This window comes from Avibacterium gallinarum (assembly GCF_002921135.1).
Lineage (GTDB): Bacteria > Pseudomonadota > Gammaproteobacteria > Enterobacterales > Pasteurellaceae > Avibacterium > Avibacterium gallinarum.
Genome location: NZ_PQVJ01000001.1, coordinates 71208 through 89566, shown reverse-complemented (window position 1 = coordinate 89566; position 18359 = coordinate 71208). Strand labels below are relative to the sequence as shown.

Sequence of the window (18359 nt, the reverse complement as noted above, 5' to 3'; positions counted from 1 at the left end):
CTTGATTTTTTATTTTCTTTTTTATCCTAATTGTTCTATCTTTATATAAAATCCATTAGAATGCAGCCTTTCATTATGAGGAGAAGTTTATGATTGAGCAAATTATCAGCAATGTGGAGCAAGCCTTAACGTGGTTTGTGGAAACATTTGATGGCCCACTTTGGGATATTACTGTCATCACCTTATTAGGCGTGGGTATTTTCTTCACGCTCACCACAGGATTAGTGCAGTTGCGTTTATTTCCACAAAGTTTGCGTGAGATGTGGTTTGGGCGTGCCTCTACGGGGGATTCTTTAACGCCATTCCAAGCCTTTGCGACAGGCTTAGCCAGCCGTGTGGGCGTGGGCAATATTGGTGGGGTTGCCACAGCGATTGCCATTGGTGGTGAAGGTGCGGTGTTCTGGATGTGGGTTACGGCGTTGATCGGAATGTCCAGTGCGGTAGCGGAATCTTCTCTTGCTCAATTATATAAATTAAAAGATAAAGATGGCGTGAGCCGTGGTGGCCCTGCTTATTATATTGTGCAAGGCTTAAAATCTCGCTGGTTGGCGGCCTGCTTTGCCATTGCGTTAATCTTTACCTTTGGTTTTGCTTTCAATGCGGTGCAATCCAATGCGATTGTTGAGGCAACAGGTAATGCGTGGAAATGGAATCCAAGTTATGTGGGAATGGGTTTGGTGATTTTAACCGCCTTGATTATTTTCGGTGGCGTGAAGCGTATTGGTAAAGTGTCCGCTAAAGTTGTGCCAACAATGGCGCTGTTTTATTTAATTATGGCAGCGATCATTATGGGAATGAATATTGAGATGATCCCAACCGTCATCAGCAATATTATCCATAGTGCGTTCTCTTTTGACGCAATGGCTGGCGGTATGTTCGGGGCGATTTTCTCTAAAGCAATGCTAATGGGGATTAAGCGAGGTTTATTCTCCAATGAAGCAGGTATGGGTTCTGCGCCAAATGCTGCGGCTTCAGCAGATGTTAAGCACCCAGTAAGCCAAGGTTTAATCCAAATGCTTGGCGTGTTTGTGGATACCATTATTGTGTGTTCTTGTACGGCCATCATCATTTTGCTCTCAGACAACTACGGCGGCGAAACGCTGAAAAGCATTTCTCTGACGCAAAATGCGCTACAATATCACGTTGGTGAGTTTGGCTTGCATTTCCTTGCGTTCATCTTATTGCTATTTGCGTTTTCTTCCATCATTGGTAACTATGCCTACGCAGAAAGCAATATCCGCTTCCTGAAAAATCGCCCTGTGGTGGTGTTTATTTTCCGCTTAGTGGTGCTATTTTTCGTGTACTTCGGCGCGGTGAATTCAGGCAATGTGGTGTGGAACTTTGCCGATACCGTAATGGCGGTGATGGCGCTAATTAACTTGGTGTCTATCGTGCTACTTTCACCGATTGTTTGGACGTTATTAAAAGATTATCAACGCCAAATTAAAGCAGGTATTCGTGAGCCAGAATTTAAGATCGAACAACATCCAGAGCTACTTAAACGTGGCGTGAATCCTGATGTTTGGAAATAATGATTAAATAGAAATGAGGTTGTTTGATGTCGGCACAAAATAGTGAATTTCAAGAAAAGGTACAAGCCTTGCTTAAACAGCATAAAGGCGAGCGAATTGTGAGCTTTGATTATGACAATCAGCGCTATTGGCTCAAACAACCTGAACAACTCAAAGGCGTGTGGCGTTTACTCAAACCGCAACCGCAAAAGGCCTTTCAAAATGAATTGAAAACCTTACAATTTTTAGCTGAAAAAAATGCCCCTGTGCCACAATTAATGGCATTTGGCGAAGATTTTTTAGTGCTAAAAGATGCAGGTAAAACCATCAGTTATTGGGTGGATAAGCCTGATCTCAGTTCTGATGAAAAATTGGCAATTTTAGCGGACGGCGCAAAGGCCTTAACGAATTTGCATAAAAAAGGCTTAGTTCACGGGCGTCCAGCGCTGCGTGATATGGCGTGGCACGATGGCAAGGTGCAATTTATTGATTTTGAATCCCGTTCTAATCACGCCAAGCTAAATTGGCAAAAGGTACGAGATAGCCTGATTTTTATCCATAGCCTTGGGCGTTCGGATTGTATTTCTGATGAGCAAATGCGTTTAACGGTAGAAAAATATCAGCAATATTGTGAGCCAGAAATTTGGCAACAAACACAATCTTTTATTAAGAAAAACCGCTGGTTATATTATTTATTATTGCCTTTCAAACCTATTGCAAGAATGGATTTAATCGCCATTTATCGCTTGTTTGAAAACACGCCAAACAAATAAGTGCGGTGCTTTTTTTGTAAGTTTTTTTGATAAAGCCTTGCTATTTGTTTTTCTATGCGTATAATACGCCACATATTTCGGACGCGGGGTGGAGCAGCTTGGTAGCTCGTCGGGCTCATAACCCGAAGGTCGTTGGTTCAAATCCAGCCCCCGCAACCAATTCATAACAAGTTCAGTAGAAAGAACCCCAATTTTGGGGTTTTTTTGTACGAGCAATTTAGATGTAGAACTGGGCTGATTAGCCCTTTTTTTACGTCCTGAGTTTGATTAAGGAGGTTGTTTTGGCAACTTTAGAAGAGAAATTATCAGATTTATTAAAAGGTTCTATCGAAGATTTAGGCTGTGAACTTTGGGGCATTGAATGTCAGCGCGCAGGCCGTTTTTTAACCGTGCGTATTTATATCGATAAAGAAGGTGGTGTGAGTGTTGATGACTGTGCAGATGTAAGCCGTCAAGTCAGCGCCATTTTAGATGTGGAAGATCCGATTGCGGATAAATATAACCTTGAAGTGTCTTCACCGGGCGTAGATCGTCCATTATTTACCCTTGAACAATATCAACGCTATATTGGCGAAGAAATTATGGTGCATTTGCGTATTCCTGTGTTAGAACGCCGTAAATGGCAAGGTAAATTAGAGAAAGTAGAAAACGATATGATCACCTTGCTCGTAGATGGGCAACCGCAAGTATTGGTATTTGGCAACATTCAAAAAGCCAATGTGGTAGCAAAATTTTAATTTTAGATAGGAAGAATAAAAATGAGTAAAGAGATTTTATTGGCGGCAGAAGCCGTATCAAATGAAAAATTATTACCACGCGAAAAGATTTTTGAAGCATTAGAAAGTGCCATTGCCCTTTCTACCAAAAAGAAATACGAGCAAGAAATTGATGTGCGTGTGGTGATCGATCCAAAAACAGGTGAATTTGACACCTTCCGCCGTTGGTTAGTGGTGGACGAAGTGACTAACCCAACAAAAGAAATCACCCTTGAAGCGGCACAATTTGAAGATCCAAATGTGCAAGTGGGTGATTATGTCGAAGATCAAATCGAATCGGTGGCATTTGACCGTATTACAATGCAAACTGCACGCCAAGTGATCAGCAGCAAAATCCGTGAAGCGGAGCGTAATAAAATCGTTGAGCAATTCCGCTCTAATGAAGGCGAAATTGTTACGGGAACGGTGAAAAAAGTAAACCGTGAAAATATTATTTTAGATTTAGGTCAGCAAGCAGAAGCGGTGATTTTGCGTGAAGATATGTTACCGCGCGAGAATTTCCGCCCAGGTGATCGTGTGCGTGGCGTGTTATATCGCGTTAGCCCAGAAAGCAAAGGCGCACAGCTTTTTGTTACCCGTGCAAAACCTGAAATGATCATTGAGCTTTTCCGCATTGAAGTACCAGAAATTGGCGAAGAGCTAATTGAAATTAAAGGCGCAGCGCGTGACCCAGGTTCGCGTGCCAAAATTGCCGTGAAAAGCAATGATAAGCGTATTGATCCAGTGGGTGCTTGCGTGGGTATGCGTGGCGCGCGTGTGCAAGCCATCACCAATGAATTAGGTGGTGAGCGTGTGGACATCGTATTGTGGGACGACAATCCAGCACAATTTGTGATTAACGCAATGGCGCCAGCCGATGTAACGTCTATCGTGGTTGATGAAGATAACCATTCTATGGACATTGCTGTTGAAGCGGAAAACTTACCACAAGCCATCGGACGTAATGGTCAAAACGTTCGTTTAGCCAAACAGCTTACAGGTTGGGCGTTAAATGTAATGACCACAGAAGAGCTAAATGAAAAACATCAAGCTGAAGATAACAAAGTGTTGAAACTCTTTATGAACGCTTTAGAAATTGACGAAGAATTCGCGCAAATTCTGGTTGAAGAGGGCTTCACTAATTTAGAAGAGCTAGCTTATGTACCAGTAAGCGAACTTACTGCGATTGATGGCTTAGAAGATGAAGATTTAGTGGAAGAATTGCAAACCCGCGCGAAAGATGCACTAACAGCCGCCGCATTAGCGGAAGAAGAAGCGTTAAAACAAGCGCATATTGAAGATAAGCTACTCAATCTTGAAGGAATGAACCGTCATCTTGCGTTCAAACTTGCAGAAAAACAAATCACCACCTTAGAAGAATTAGCGGAGCAAGGTGTTGATGATTTAGCCGATATTGAAGAATTAAGCGCTGAGCAAGCAGCGGATTTAATTATGGCAGCACGCAACATTTGTTGGTTCAGCGAAGAATAAAAAGGGGTGTAAAATTATGGTAGATGAAGTAAAAAAATCGGATGCACCGAAAAAATTAAGCATACAGCGCCGTACGAAAACCACGGCAAGCACCACAACTAGTACAGGTAAAAACAAAACTGTACAAGTGGAAGTGCGTAAAAAACGTACTGTGCCAACGGAAGCAGCTATTCGTGCGGAAGAAGAAGCACGCTTAAAAGCAAAACAAGAAGCGGAAAAGAAAGCGGCGGAAGAGAAAGCAGCCGCAGAAAAAGCGCAGAAAGAAGCTGAAAAAGCTGAACAGGCAAAACGTCAAGCTGAACAAAAAGCGAAAGAAAAAGCAGAAAAATCAGCAAAAGAAACCGCCAACAAAGCGGTTGATGAAGAAAAAGAACGCTTGAAAGCGGAAGAGGCAGAGTTACGCCGTAAAGCTGATGAATTAGCTCGTCAAAAAGCGGAAGAGCAAGCACGCAAAGCCGCAGAAGAAGCAAAACGTTATGCAGATCTTGCAAGTGCGGATGAAAAAAATGAAAATTCTGAAGATTATTCAGATTATCATCTCACTTCAAGCTATGCGCGTGAAGCGGAAGATGAAGAAGAACGCCGTAATGAAAATCGTGGTCGTGGCAAAAATAAAGTTGCCAAAGCGAAAAAAGGCGGACGTGAAGACGATAGCAACAAAAACGAGCGTGAATCAAATCGCCGTAACCAAAAAGATGCTAAAGGCGGAAAAGGCTTTAAGGGCAAACAAGGCAAAAAAGGCAGCAGCTTACAACAAGGCTTTACAAAACCAGCCGCACCAGTAAACCGTGATGTGGTGATTGGAGAAACCATTACAGTGGCAGAGCTTGCCAATAAAATGGCAGTGAAAGCTACTGAAATCATCAAAACAATGATGAAAATGGGCGAAATGGTAACCATCAACCAAGTGATCGACCAAGAAACCGCACAGCTTGTCGCCGAAGAAATGGGACACAAAGTGATCCTGCGTAAAGAAAATGAGCTAGAAGAATCTGTATTAGGCGATCGTGATGTGAATGCGGAAAAAGTAAATCGTGCACCAGTGGTTACCATTATGGGACACGTTGACCACGGTAAAACCTCTTTACTTGACTACATTCGTAAAGCGAAAGTAGCTGCAGGCGAAGCGGGTGGGATTACCCAGCACATTGGTGCATATCACGTTGAAACCGATGACGGCAAAATGATCACTTTCTTGGATACCCCAGGACACGCGGCCTTTACCTCAATGCGTGCGCGTGGTGCAAAAGCGACAGATATCGTAGTGCTAGTGGTGGCGGCTGATGATGGCGTGATGCCACAAACCATCGAAGCGATCCAACACGCGAAAGCAGCAGGCGTGCCAATTGTGGTGGCGGTGAACAAAATTGATAAACCTGAAGCCAACCCAGATCGCGTAGAGCAAGAATTACTACAACACGAAGTAATCGCCGAAAAATTCGGTGGGGATACACAATTCGTTTATGTTTCTGCGAAAAAAGGAACAGGGGTTGATGAACTACTAGAAGCCATCTTATTACAATCTGAAGTGTTAGAACTCAGTGCAGTGAAAGACGGAATGGCAACAGGTGTGGTGATTGAATCTTACCTTGATAAAGGCCGCGGCCCAGTGGCAACAATCCTCGTTCAATCAGGTACATTACGCCGTGGCGATATTGTACTTTGTGGCTTTGAATACGGCCGTGTGCGTGCAATGCGTGATGAAAACGGTAAAGATATTAGCGAAGCAGGCCCGTCAATTCCAGTGGAAGTGCTAGGTTTATCTGGCGTGCCTTCTGCGGGTGATGAAGCCACCGTGGTGCGTGATGAGAAAAAAGCGCGCGAAGTGGCATTGTATCGTCAAGGTAAATTCCGCGAAGTGAAATTAGCCCGTCAGCAAAAAGCGAAACTGGAAAATATGTTCAGCAATATGGCAGAGGGCGATGTAGCAGAATTGAACGTTATTGTTAAAGCGGACGTTCAAGGTTCGGTAGAAGCGATCGTTCAAGCCTTACAAGAGCTTTCAACCCCAGAAGTGAAAGTGAATGTAGTTGGTTCTGGCGTGGGCGGAATTACCGAAACTGATGCAACCCTAGCCGCTGCATCTAACGCGATTATTGTTGGCTTTAACGTTCGTGCCGATGCTTCAGCACGCCGTATTATTGAAAATGAAAACATTGATTTACGTTATTATTCAATCATTTATGAACTACTTAACGAAATCAAAGCGGCGATGAGCGGTATGCTCCAACCTGAATTCAAGCAAGAAATTATCGGTCTTGCGGAAGTGCGTGATGTGTTCCGTCACCCGAAATTTGGTGCAATCGCAGGTTGTATGGTGACAGAGGGCGTGGTGAAACGTAATAACCCAATCCGTGTATTACGCGACAACGTGGTAATCTTTGAAGGGGAATTGGAATCGCTCCGCCGCTTTAAAGATGACGTTGCCGAAGTGCGTAGTGGTATGGAATGTGGTATTGGCGTGAAAAACTACAACGATGTCAAAGTTGGCGACCAAATCGAAGTCTTTGAAGTGGTTGAAATTAAACGTTCAATTTAATGGCAAAAAGTGCGGTGTTTTTTGACCGCACTTTTCCTTATTAATAAAAAATTAATCACACAAATGTAAATAGGATAGGATTTTCGCCGCAGGCTAAGAGCTGCGCGATCACATCATTATCCTGTTTCTATTTATAGGAAAATAAAATGGCAAGAGAATTTAAACGCTCAGATCGCGTTGCGCAAGAATTACAAAAAGAAATTGCGGTGATTTTGCAACGCGAAGTGAAAGATCCGCGTATTGGAATGGTTACCGTGTCTGATGTGGAAGTATCGCGCGATTTGGCTTACGCAAAAGTGTTCGTAACTTTCTTATTTGATCAAGATGACAGCGTTATCGAAAGCGGAATGAAAGGGCTGGAAAAAGCCTCGCCTTATATTCGTTCTTTACTGGCTAAAGCAATGCGCTTGCGTATCGTGCCAGAGTTACGCTTTGTGTATGACAAATCCTTAGTGGAAGGAATGAGAATGTCTAACTTGGTGAGCGAAGTGATTCGTGATGATGAAAAACGATACCAAGGTGATGCAGAAAGCTACGAAAATAATAAAGAAAACAGCAAAGAAAACAATGAGTAAGGCAAAAAATAAAGGCCGCCATATTCACGGCATTTTTTTGTTAGACAAACCGCAAGGGGCGAGTTCTAACCAAATTATGCAACAAGTAAAACGGCTTTTTCAGGCAAATAAAGCAGGGCATACTGGTGCGTTAGATCCCCTTGCTACAGGAATGTTGCCCATTTGTTTAGGTGAAGCCACCAAGTTTTCGCAATATTTGCTCGATTCTGATAAGCGTTATTTGGTTACGGCAAAATTGGGCGAACGCACTGACACTTCTGACGCAGACGGACAAGTGGTTGAGCGCCGAGAAGTGCGGTCAGAAATTTCGCAAATTTTAACCGCACTTGAGCAATTCCGTGGTGAAATTATGCAAGTGCCAACAATGTTTTCAGCCCTAAAACATCAGGGAAAACCGCTTTATGAATATGCCCGCGCAGGGATCACTGTGGAGCGTGAAGCGCGTCCAATTACCATTTTTGAGCTGAAATTTATTGATTATCAAGCGCCTTATTTAACCTTAGAAGTGCATTGCTCAAAAGGCACTTATATTCGAACGTTAATTGATGACTTAGGCGAAGTGCTAGGCTGCGGCGCGCACGTTACGATGTTGCGCCGTCTTGCGGTGGCTGATTATCCACAACACGCAATGATGAGTTTAGAAGAGCTTAAAGCCTTAAGCGAACAGCAGGATTTAAGCCTGTTAGATCAACATTTACTGCCAATGGACAGTGCGGTGAAATCCTTGCCTGCGTTGGCATTAAGTGCCGAACAAAGCCGAGCCGTTGGCTTTGGGCAGCGCGTGAAGTTTGATAATCCACAAGGCATTTATGGTCAAGTGCGGTTGTTTTCTGCCGAAAATCAATTTCTTGGTGTAGCAGAAGTGGATAAAAACAATGTTATCCGACCAAGCCGAATGGTGGCGTTGGGTTTGGTATAAAAACGAAAGGGGCAAACGCCCCTTTTTTTATTATGTCTTGATTGAATTTGGGAAATTATTCCACTTTTACAATCCAACCTTCAGGTGCTTCAATATCACCGAATTGAATGCCTGTAAGCTCGTTATAAAGTTTTTGGGTTATTTCGCCTACTTCAGTTTCAGAATAGAAAACGTGGAAATTATCGCCATACTGAATACCACCGATTGGGGTAATTACGGCAGCTGTTCCGCATGCGCCCGCTTCTTTGAATTGATCTAGCTCATTAATATAAATATCGCCCTCAATGGCTTCTAAACCAAGGCGTTTTTTAGCTAAATAGAGCAAAGAATATTTTGTAATACTTGGCAGAATTGACGGAGAAAGTGGCGTAACAAATTTGTTGTCTTTCGTGATACCAAAGAAGTTTGCCGCACCCACTTCTTCAATTTTTGTGTGTGTGGTTGGATCAAGATAAATACAATCGCTAAAGTTGCGTTGTTTGGCTAGCTTTCCAGGATAAAGGCTAGCTGCATAGTTTCCACCCACTTTAGCTGCTCCCGTGCCGTGCGGTGCGGCACGATCGTATTCGGATACGATAAAGTTAGTTGGTTTCATTCCACCTTTGAAGTAAGCACCTACTGGGCTACAGAAAATAGAGAAAATATATTCTGTGGCAGGGCTTAAGCCTAAGTTATCTCCCACGCCAATCACAAACGGGCGTAAATAAAGTGTTGCTCCTGTGCCATAAGGCGCAAGCCAATCTTGATTTGCTTTAACTAATTGTTTACAAGCATCAATGAACATTTCTGTCGGGACTTCGGGCATTAACAAACGTTGGCAGCTTTTTTGCAAGCGCTCAGCATTTTGCTCAGGACGGAATAAGTTGATTGAGCCATCTTTACAACGGTAGGCTTTTAAGCCTTCAAAACATTGCTGCCCATAATGTAATGAGCTAGAAGCCTCGCTAATGTGTAAAACATTATCTTGGGTAAGCTCACCTTTAGACCATTTGCCATCTTTCCAATATGCAATGTAGCGATAATCAGTTTTGATATAACCAAAACCAAGATTTTGCCAGTCGAGATTTTTGATTGTCATTTTATTTCCTTAATAATGATGTTGTTACAACAGAATGGTTTTAATCTACACCATTATCAAAAACTTGCAACAACAAAAGTGCGGTTATTTTTGAATTTATTTTTTATTAGGAAAAAATGTGATTTATTCTTTGCTAGCCACAAGGAAATCTATTTCGGTGCAAAGTGAAATTGTGGTAGGATCTGGCACATAAAAAAACACCGCTCAAATGAGCGGTGTCTAACCTAAATGGGTTAAAAAATATACAGGAAGTGAAATGAGTAACTAACCAGTTACTCCGTTCGGTTGCCCGAACTATGCAAACACAACATCATACTTAAGTCGAAACTCTTAACCAATAAGGAATTACCAATCATTAAGTATGTGCGTATTGTAGTGAGATGCGTGGGCGAGAACAAAGGATATTTTTTTATCCCTTGCATTAAAAAAACTAATAGATAAATCAGTGAGTTAGTATAACTGATAATTTTTCATTTGAGAAGATTTTATGTATAAACGTTTGCCTCCCTTGAATTCACTGAAAGCTTTTGAATGTGCGGCACGTCATTTAAGTTTCACAAAAGCCGCCGATGAACTCTTTGTTACCCAAGCTGCGGTGAGTCATCAAATTAAATTGTTAGAAGATTTTTTAGGCATTGAGTTATTTAAGCGTCAGCACCGTGCGTTAGTTTTAACTGAGCTAGGGCAGATTTATTTTAAAGAAGTTACCGAGATTTTGCGCCGTTTATCCGAAGTTACGCAAAAATTAATGATGCAAAAAAATGAAAAACATATTGCTATTAGCGTACCACAAACCTTTGGTATTCAATGGCTTGTGCCGCGTTTAAGCAGATTTAATGAGCTTTATCCTGATATTGAAGTGCGTTTAACAGGAGTAGATCAAGATGAAGGTTTGCTAAATCGCGAAATTGATATTGCCATTTACTATGGACGTGGCGCGTGGGAAAATCTGCAAGTGGAAAAATTAGCAGAAGAAAATTTGCTCTTGCTTGCCTCGCCAAAACTCTTGGCTAAACAGCCTGTACATTCCGCAGAAGATCTTAAAAAACATACGCTGATTCATATTCATACCCGTGATAACTGGCAGAATATGGCGAATTATCTGCACCTCAAAGGGCTAGATATTCAGCACGGGCCGATTTTTAGCCATACTTTTATGGCATTACAAGCGGCTGTACACGGACAAGGTATTGTGCTTGCTAATCGACTGCTGGCTCAACAGGAAATTGATAAAGGGAATTTACAAGTGGTACTCCCAACCCAGCTAAAAGATCCAAAATCTTTTTATGTGGTAAATCAATTAGATAAAGCCAATGATGAACAAATTTTGGCATTCCGCCAATGGATAATTAAAGAAATAAGAAATAATAATGAATAAACTTGCCTTATATTGCCGTATTGGCTTTGAAAAAGAATTAGCTGCGGAAATCACCGATAAAGCCAGTGAATGCGGTGTGTTTGGTTTTGCCCGTGTTGAGCCGAATTCAGGCTATGTAATTTTTGAATGTTATCAAGCAGGCGAAGCGGATCGCCTTGCGCAAGAATTGCCTTTCGATCAACTGATTTTTGCTCGCCAAATGATCGTGGTGTCAGATTTACTGCAAGCTCTTTCCCCTGAAGATCGCATCAGCCCTATTTTATCGCAATATCGCCAAAGTGAATTGGTGAAAAAGCTCAAAAATAGCACAGAATTATTTGTGGAAACTGCCGATACCAACGAAGCCAAAGAGCTTTCAGGATTTTGCCGTAAATTTACTGTGCTACTGCGTAATGCGTTGAAAAAAGACGGCTTTTTACAGGGTAAAGATAGCCACAAAAGTGCGGTAACTTTACACGTTTTTTTCTTGCAATCCACCGCGTGCTATGTCGGGTATTCCTATAACCACAATCATTCCCCTTATTTTATGGGCATTCAACGGCTTAAATTCCCAGCAGATGTGCCAAGCCGTTCAACCCTGAAATTAGAAGAAGCCATCTTAACCTTTATTCCGAAACAAAAAGAAAGCCAATATCTGAACGAAAACCAATATGCGGTCGATCTTGGTGCTTGCCCTGGGGGCTGGACATATCAACTGGTTAAACGTGGTTTATTTGTTTATGCCGTGGATCACGGAAAAATGGCAGCCAGCCTGCATGAAACAGGGCGGATCGAACATTGCGCGGAAGACGGCTTTAAATTTCAGCCCCCGAAACGTCGCCGCATTGATTGGCTAGTCTGTGATATGGTGGAACAGCCTGGTCGCATTGCGCAACTCATCACAAAATGGTTGATCAATGGCTGGTGCCACGCCAGTATTTTCAACTTAAAATTGCCAATGAAAAAGCGTTATGCGGAAGTCAAAGAATGTTTAGCAATGATAGAACAAGCCTTGGATAAACAAGGACTTAAATACAAACTCAAAGCAAAACATTTGTATCACGATAGGGAAGAGATCACCGTTTATCTCTATTTATTGCCTTAATTAAAGTGCGGTGAAAAATTCATAAAAATTTCACCGCACTTCTTGCCTTTTAACAAAATCTCCCTATAATTTAACCTGTATAAAAAAACAGTGGTGATGTAATGGATATTTCTGAATTACTTGATGGTTTAAACGATAAACAACGTGAAGCGGTGGCCGCGCCCTTAGGCAATTATTTAGTGTTAGCGGGTGCAGGCAGCGGTAAAACGCGAGTGCTGACTTTTCGCATTGCTTGGCTGATTGCTGTGGAGCAAATTTCTGAAGGAAGCATAATGGCGGTAACTTTTACCAATAAAGCCGCAGCAGAAATGCGCCATCGAATTGAAGAAACTCTAGCAAAATATTCATCACAACGTGTAATGGGAATGTGGATCGGCACATTTCACAGCATTGCTCACCGCTTGTTACGCGCCCATTATGCCGATGCAGGGCTGCCACAGGATTTCCAAATTTTAGACAGTGATGATCAACAACGCTTAGTTAAACGCTTGATTAAACTGCACAATATTGACGAAAAAGCCTATCCACCAAAGCAAGCCTGCTGGTATATCAACCACCAAAAAGAAGAAGGTTTGCGTCCACATCAAATCGATGATCAAGGGGATATGCAAGAACGCACTTGGATCAAAATTTATCAAATTTATCAAGATGCTTGCGATCGCGCAGGCTTGTTGGATTTTTCCGAATTATTGCTTCGTGCCTATGAATTATGGCTGAAAAAACCGTTGATTTTGCAACGTTATCAGCAGCGTTTCTCGCAAATTTTAGTCGATGAGTTTCAGGACACCAACAAAATTCAATATGCGTGGATCAAATTATTGGTGGGGGAAACAGGCAAAATAATGATCGTGGGTGATGACGATCAGTCTATTTACGGCTGGCGTGGCGCACAAGTAGAAAACATTCACCGCTTCTTAGAAGATTTTCACAATGCACAAACCATTCGCCTTGAGCAAAATTATCGCTCTACGGCCAATATTCTTAACAGCGCAAACCATTTGATTGCCAATAACAGCAACCGTCTTGGCAAAGATTTATGGACAGAGGGGGAGCAGGGCGATCCTGTGGGAATTTATGCCGCATTTAATGAAATTGACGAAGCGCAGTTTGTGGCAAACCAAATCAAAATCTGGCTTGATGATGGTGGAAAGCTAGATGATTGCGCCATTTTATACCGTAGTAATAGCCAATCGCGTGTGATAGAAGAAGCCTTGATTCGCGCGCAAATTCCTTATCGCATTTATGGGGGATTACGCTTCTTTGAACGACAAGAAATTAAAGATGCCTTAGCCTATTTACGTTTAATTGCCAATCGTTTTGATGATGCCGCCTTTGAACGTGTTATTAACACGCCTGCGCGTGGTATTGGTGATCGCACCTTAGATGTTCTGCGCCAATTAACGCGTGAGCGACAAATCACCTTATGGCAAGCCATTCAAGTTGCCATTCAGGAAAATATGCTGGCAGGACGTGCCGCCACCGCCTTGTTGCGTTTTACCGAATTAATTAATTCCTTACAGCAAGAAACGGCAGAAATGCCTTTGTTTGCGCAGACGGATTTTGTCATCAAACATTCAGGCTTATATGAAATGTATAAGCAAGAAAAAGGCGAGAAAGGCGAAGTGCGGATCGAAAACTTGGAAGAATTAGTCAGCGCTACCCGAGAGTTTATCAAGCCTGAAGACGCCGAAGAAATGACAGATTTAATGGCATTTCTTACCCACGCGTCTTTAGAAGCAGGGGAAGAGCAGGCATCACCACATCAATCCAGCGTGCAAATGATGACCTTGCATTCTGCCAAAGGGCTAGAGTTTGCCCGTGTTTTTATGGTGGGCGTGGAAGAGGGATTATTCCCGAGTTTCCGTTCCTTTGAAGAGCCGGGACGCTTAGAAGAAGAACGCCGTCTGGCTTATGTCGGGATCACCCGAGCCAAACGAAAACTCACCATTAGCTATGCAGAAAGCCGCCGCTTATATGGTAAAGAAGAGCGCCATTTGCCTTCACGGTTTATTGAGGAACTGCCAGAAGATTGCATTCAAGAAGTGCGTTTACGCGGTACGGTTACCCGTGCCTATAACCGCGCAGCCGTGGGATCGCTAAATACGCATAAATCGGGCAAGGATAGTGAATGGAGAATGGGACAAAAAGTCAAACACGCCAAATTCGGTAATGGCACCATTATTAACGTGGAGGGTGAAGACAACAACACCCGCCTACAAATCGCTTTCCAAGGCGAAGGCATCAAATGGCTCATTGCCGCCTTAGCGAAGTTAGAAAAACTCTCCTAAACCTAAATTAAAAAATTAAGCGAAAAAGCACCGCACTTTGGTTTTATAAGAACCCTGTTTTATGGGGATTCTTATGCGTAAAAACAAAAGTGCGGTGCTTTTTTATGTAATTTTGATCTTAAATATAATTATTAAATGATTGATGGATTGTTATCTTTTTGTTAAAAAATAGATGCAATCAAAAAAATAGAGTGAAATTTTTCTATGTGATGAGAATTTGCTTGGTTTTTGATTGGGATTGTTGAGCAGAAAGTTGTTCAGCAATCTAACTATCTTTATAAATTATAACTATCAGGAAGGTAACACATTATGCATTTTCGTAAATCGCTTATCGCTGCATTGTTAGCGATTCCTTTTTCTTTATCTGTGGTTTCTTTACCAGCATATTCCGCAGAGGCAACGCAACAATCTATCTTAGCGGCTCAACGTTATGATCAGAGCAAGGACATTTTCCACCCTGTATATGCTAAAAATGGAATGGTAGCAACAGAGCAACATTTAGCAACGCAAGTTGGCTTGGATATTTTACGTCAAGGTGGTAATGCCATTGATGCGGCGGTTGCTGTGGGATTTGCTTTGGCCGTAGTTTTGCCAAATGCAGGGAATATCGGTGGTGGTGGTTTTATGGTGCTACACGATGCCAAAACTGGCGAAAATATTACCATTGATTTTAGAGAAATTGCCCCGCAAAAAGCACATCGAGATATGTATTTAGATGAAAAAGGTGAACTAGTAGATGGTAAATCTTTATTTACTCACTCTGCTGTGGGTGTACCGGGAACAGTTGCGGGTTTACTGTTAGCATTAGAAAAATGGGGAACTTTATCTCGTGAGCAAGTGATTGCACCGGCAATTAAATTAGCCGAGCAAGGTTTTGCGATTAGCCCAACACTCGCTGCAACGTTAGAAATTGAAAAAGAGAATTTAGCTAAATGGAAAAGTACCAAAGCGATCTTTTTCAAGCAAGATCAGCCACTTACCTTTGGTGATAACTTAGTTCAGCAAGATTTAGCCAATTCGTTACGCCTTATTGCTAAAGAAGGAAAATCTGCTTTTTATGAGGGTGAAATTGCACAAAAAATTGTGCAAGAAATGGAAAAGCACGGCGGTTTAATTAGCCTTGATGATCTGAAAAATTATAAAGCGGTAATTCGTAAGCCTATTGTGGGAGAATATCGTGGTTATAAAGTGGTAACAATGCCACCGCCAAGTTCTGGTGGGGTACATTTGGTTCAGTTGCTGAATATTTTATCGCATTATCCAATGAAAGAATTTGGTTTTAATAGTGCCAAATCCATTCATCACTATGCCGAAGCGATGAAATTGGCTTATGCAGATCGTGCGACTTATCTCGGAGATCCCGATTTTGTTAAAGTGCCAGTAGCGGGAATTACGTCAAAGGCTTATGCCGATGAGTTAGTGAAAAAAATTAATCCAGAAAAATCAACGCCAGCAACAGAGATTAAAGAAGGCAATCCAATCCCTTATGAAAGTGATCAAACAACCCACTATTCAATTATGGATAAAGATGGAAATGCGGTAGCTGTAACTTATACGCTCAATCTCAATTTTGGCTCAGGTATTGTGGCGGAAGGAACAGGTATTTTATTAAATAATGAAATGGACGATTTTTCTGCAAAACCTGGCGTGCCTAACGCATTTGGTTTGATTGGTGGCGATGCAAACGCGATCGAAGCAGGAAAACGTCCATTATCTTCAATGACGCCAACTATTCTATTAAAAGAGGATAAGCCTTGGTTAGTTACAGGGACGCCGGGCGGGGCGAGAATTATTACAACTGTATTACAAAGTATTACAAATGTGATTGATTATGGAATGAATCCTGCTGAAGCGATTACTGTTCCGCGTGTGCATCACCAATGGCAACCTGATCAGCTACGCATTGAAGAAGGTATTAGCCCAGACACCATCGAGCTGCTTAAACAAAAAGGTTACGATGTCGTGACAAAAGCGACAATGGGACGTGAACAAGTTGTTCAAGTAACCGAAGGCGGATTTTATGGCGCTTCAGATCCGCGTAATCCAGATGGCGCAGCGATGGGATATTAATCCTTTTGCAATTTAACTGATAAAGCTGATTTCAGTATGAAGTCAGCTTTTTTATGCACTATTAGTAGCATTATTCAGTCCAATTAAAACAAAAGTGTGGTGCTTTTTTGTCTATTTTTTGTAAATCAACTGTTGCGATTAGGAAAGAGAGAAAAAATTCCTGATGATTTCGCAATTTCTTATTTACAACCTGGGAAAATTCCTTTATTAATGAAAGCCATTTTATAAAAACAATCTAGGAGGAAAAGATGCACACGTCATTCAAAAAAACACTTTTATCTGCCATTTTAGGGCTATCCCTTTCTGTGGGGGCGGCAATGGCGGCTGAGGTACCCGCTGGGACACAGTTAGCTGAAAAGCAAGAATTAACTTGGAATATTAATTCTAACCCTGCCACCCTTGATCCACAAAAAATGGAAGGCGATGTAGAAGGTTATTATGCGCGTCAGTTGTTTGAAACCTTAGTGACTTCTGATGCGAAAGGTCATATTATTCCGGGGGCGGCGACCTCTTGGGAGCATAGCCCAGATTTTAAAACCTGGACATTCCACCTTCGCCCTGAGGCTAAATGGTCAAATGGTGATCCTGTTGTGGCAGGTGATTTCGTTTATGCGTGGCAGCGTTTAGCCGATCCGAAAACGGCAGCGCCTTATGCAAGCTTCTTAGAATTTGTGAAATTGAAAAATGCGGATCAAGTTACCGCAGGCAAACTTCCTGTTACTGCTCTCGGTGTTGAAGCCAAAGACGATCATACTTTAGTGTTACATTTAACCGAATCTGTGCCTTATGTTGATAAATTGGTTGAGCATTATGTGTTAGCGCCAGTAAATAAAAAAGTGGTAGAGCAATTTGGTGATAACTGGACGAAACCAGGTAATCTCGTAGGTAACGGTGCATTTGTGCTGAAATCTGCAGTGGTAAACGAAAAAGCCGTGTTAGAGCGTAATCCGAATTATTGGGACAACGCGCGCACCGTGTTGGATAAAGTGGTGTTATTGCCGATTGAATCTTCATCAACAGATGTGGCGCGTTATCGTGCAGGCGATGAAGATATTACAGGGAAAGAAATTCCAATTGAATTATATGGCAAAGTGAAAAAAGAATTAGGCGATGAGCTTTATCACGCGCCGCAACTTTGTACTTATCTTTACGAAATCAATACAGCCAAAGCGCCGTTTGATAATCCAAAAGTGCGTAGAGCCTTATCTTTAGCCTTAGAACGTGAAATTTTAACTGATAAAGTGTTACAACAAGGGCAAAAACCAGCTTACATTTTCACCCCGCCATTTATCAATGGAGCTGAGAAAATGACTAACCCTGAGTGGGCAAATTGGACGCAAGATCAGCGTAATCAAGAAGCGCTTAAATTGTTGAAAGAAGCGGGCTTTGATAAATCTCACCCGTTAAATTTCAAATTGTTATATAACACCTCTGATAACCACAAAAAATTGGCAAGTGCTGCGCAGTCCATTTGGAAGAAAAATTTACAAGGCGTGGTAAATATCACTTTGGAAAATCAAGAATGGAAAACCTACTTAGATACACGTCATCAAGGCAACTTTGATGTGGCGCGTGCAGGTTGGTGTGCGGATTATAATGAAGCTAGCACATTCTTGAACTATTATTTATCCAATAGTGCGAACAACACTGCATTCTATAAAAATCCAGCTTATGATGCCTTGATTGATTCTTCATTCAAAGCGCAAAGCGATGATGAGCGCGCAGAAGTGTATGCCAAAGCAGAAGGATTGTTAGATGCGGATACCGCAATGGTGCCAGTTTATCACTATGTTCAACCGCGTTTAATTAAACCTTGGGTGAAAGGCTTTGCTTATGCACACCCAGCACAAAACTATTATTTAAAAGACGTTTATATCATTAAACATTAATCTTTTTTA

13 protein-coding genes and 1 tRNA gene are annotated in these 18359 nt (G+C 41.9%); 13 read left to right on the top strand and 1 reads right to left on the bottom strand.

Going from position 1 to position 18359, the window contains the following annotated elements; translation table 11 throughout:
• Window positions 1-89: 89 nt before the first annotated feature.
• From C3007_RS00490 to truB, 8 genes are all read left to right on the top strand, one after another.
• A complete protein-coding gene (locus C3007_RS00490) occupies window positions 90-1532 on the top strand; it encodes an alanine/glycine:cation symporter family protein (protein WP_103852571.1) in 1443 nt (480 codons plus the stop codon).
• Window positions 1533-1555: 23 nt separating this feature from the next.
• On the top strand, window positions 1556-2284 hold the full coding sequence (locus tag C3007_RS00485) for a BUD32 family EKC/KEOPS complex subunit (protein WP_370445372.1): 729 nt from the start codon (window positions 1556-1558) through the stop codon (window positions 2282-2284).
• Window positions 2285-2366: 82 nt separating this feature from the next.
• Window positions 2367-2443 (top strand) — tRNA-Met (locus C3007_RS00480).
• Between the two features lie 122 nt (window positions 2444-2565).
• Window positions 2566-3021, top strand: a complete 456-nt coding sequence (rimP, locus tag C3007_RS00475; RefSeq protein WP_103852569.1) for a ribosome maturation factor RimP — start codon at window positions 2566-2568, stop codon at window positions 3019-3021.
• Window positions 3022-3042: 21 nt separating this feature from the next.
• Window positions 3043-4530, top strand: a complete 1488-nt coding sequence (nusA, locus tag C3007_RS00470) for a transcription termination factor NusA (RefSeq protein WP_103852568.1) — start codon at window positions 3043-3045, stop codon at window positions 4528-4530.
• A 16-nt stretch (window positions 4531-4546) separates the two neighbouring features.
• Window positions 4547-7069 (top strand): translation initiation factor IF-2, encoded by a 2523-nt coding sequence (gene infB, locus C3007_RS00465; protein ID WP_103852567.1) that lies wholly within the window; start codon window positions 4547-4549, stop codon window positions 7067-7069.
• A gap of 146 nt (window positions 7070-7215) precedes the next feature.
• Window positions 7216-7644, top strand: a complete 429-nt coding sequence (rbfA, locus tag C3007_RS00460) for a 30S ribosome-binding factor RbfA (protein ID WP_103852566.1) — start codon at window positions 7216-7218, stop codon at window positions 7642-7644.
• A complete protein-coding gene (truB, locus tag C3007_RS00455) occupies window positions 7637-8563 on the top strand; it encodes a tRNA pseudouridine(55) synthase TruB (protein WP_103852565.1) in 927 nt (308 codons plus the stop codon). The genes rbfA and truB overlap by 8 nt, the downstream gene beginning before the upstream one ends.
• 55 nt (window positions 8564-8618) lie before the next feature.
• Here the strand turns inward: truB and C3007_RS00450 are convergent, their stop codons facing one another.
• The gene (locus C3007_RS00450) at window positions 8619-9641 is read right to left on the bottom strand and encodes a branched-chain amino acid aminotransferase (RefSeq protein ID WP_103852564.1); all 1023 of its coding nucleotides are present in this window, start codon (window positions 9639-9641) and stop codon (window positions 8619-8621) included.
• Window positions 9642-10128: 487 nt separating this feature from the next.
• On the opposite strand from C3007_RS00450, the gene C3007_RS00445 reads away from it, so the two are divergent.
• From C3007_RS00445 to C3007_RS00425, 5 genes are all read left to right on the top strand, one after another.
• The gene (locus C3007_RS00445; protein ID WP_103852563.1) at window positions 10129-11019 is read left to right on the top strand and encodes a transcriptional regulator GcvA; all 891 of its coding nucleotides are present in this window, start codon (window positions 10129-10131) and stop codon (window positions 11017-11019) included.
• Window positions 11012-12103, top strand: coding sequence for a 23S rRNA (cytidine(2498)-2'-O)-methyltransferase RlmM (rlmM, locus tag C3007_RS00440; RefSeq protein WP_103852562.1), 1092 nt, complete (start codon window positions 11012-11014; stop codon window positions 12101-12103). Before C3007_RS00445 ends, rlmM begins: the two co-directional genes overlap by 8 nt.
• A 101-nt stretch (window positions 12104-12204) precedes the next feature.
• A complete protein-coding gene (gene uvrD / locus C3007_RS00435) occupies window positions 12205-14391 on the top strand; it encodes a DNA helicase II (protein WP_103852561.1) in 2187 nt (728 codons plus the stop codon).
• A 309-nt stretch (window positions 14392-14700) separates the two neighbouring features.
• Window positions 14701-16461: a gamma-glutamyltransferase gene (gene ggt / locus C3007_RS00430; protein ID WP_103852560.1), complete on the top strand. Its 1761-nt coding sequence runs from the start codon at window positions 14701-14703 to the stop codon at window positions 16459-16461.
• Between the two features lie 248 nt (window positions 16462-16709).
• Window positions 16710-18350, top strand: a complete 1641-nt coding sequence (locus C3007_RS00425) for an ABC transporter substrate-binding protein (protein ID WP_103852559.1) — start codon at window positions 16710-16712, stop codon at window positions 18348-18350.
• Window positions 18351-18359 lie beyond the last annotated feature (9 nt).

Excerpts from the sequence above, each read along its gene's own strand:
- C3007_RS00490 (WP_103852571.1), top strand. The coding sequence starts at position 90 with ATGATTGAGCAAATTATCAGCAATGTGGAGCAAGCCTTAACGTGGTTT.
- nusA (WP_103852568.1), top strand. The coding sequence starts at position 3,043 with ATGAGTAAAGAGATTTTATTGGCGGCAGAAGCCGTATCAAATGAAAAA.
- infB (WP_103852567.1), top strand. The coding sequence starts at position 4,547 with ATGGTAGATGAAGTAAAAAAATCGGATGCACCGAAAAAATTAAGCATA.
- rbfA (WP_103852566.1), top strand. The coding sequence starts at position 7,216 with ATGGCAAGAGAATTTAAACGCTCAGATCGCGTTGCGCAAGAATTACAA.
- truB (WP_103852565.1), top strand. The coding sequence starts at position 7,637 with ATGAGTAAGGCAAAAAATAAAGGCCGCCATATTCACGGCATTTTTTTG.
- C3007_RS00450 (WP_103852564.1), bottom strand. The coding sequence starts at position 9,641 with ATGACAATCAAAAATCTCGACTGGCAAAATCTTGGTTTTGGTTATATC.
- C3007_RS00445 (WP_103852563.1), top strand. The coding sequence starts at position 10,129 with ATGTATAAACGTTTGCCTCCCTTGAATTCACTGAAAGCTTTTGAATGT.
- rlmM (WP_103852562.1), top strand. The coding sequence starts at position 11,012 with ATGAATAAACTTGCCTTATATTGCCGTATTGGCTTTGAAAAAGAATTA.
- uvrD (WP_103852561.1), top strand. The coding sequence starts at position 12,205 with ATGGATATTTCTGAATTACTTGATGGTTTAAACGATAAACAACGTGAA.
- ggt (WP_103852560.1), top strand. The coding sequence starts at position 14,701 with ATGCATTTTCGTAAATCGCTTATCGCTGCATTGTTAGCGATTCCTTTT.
- C3007_RS00425 (WP_103852559.1), top strand. The coding sequence starts at position 16,710 with ATGCACACGTCATTCAAAAAAACACTTTTATCTGCCATTTTAGGGCTA.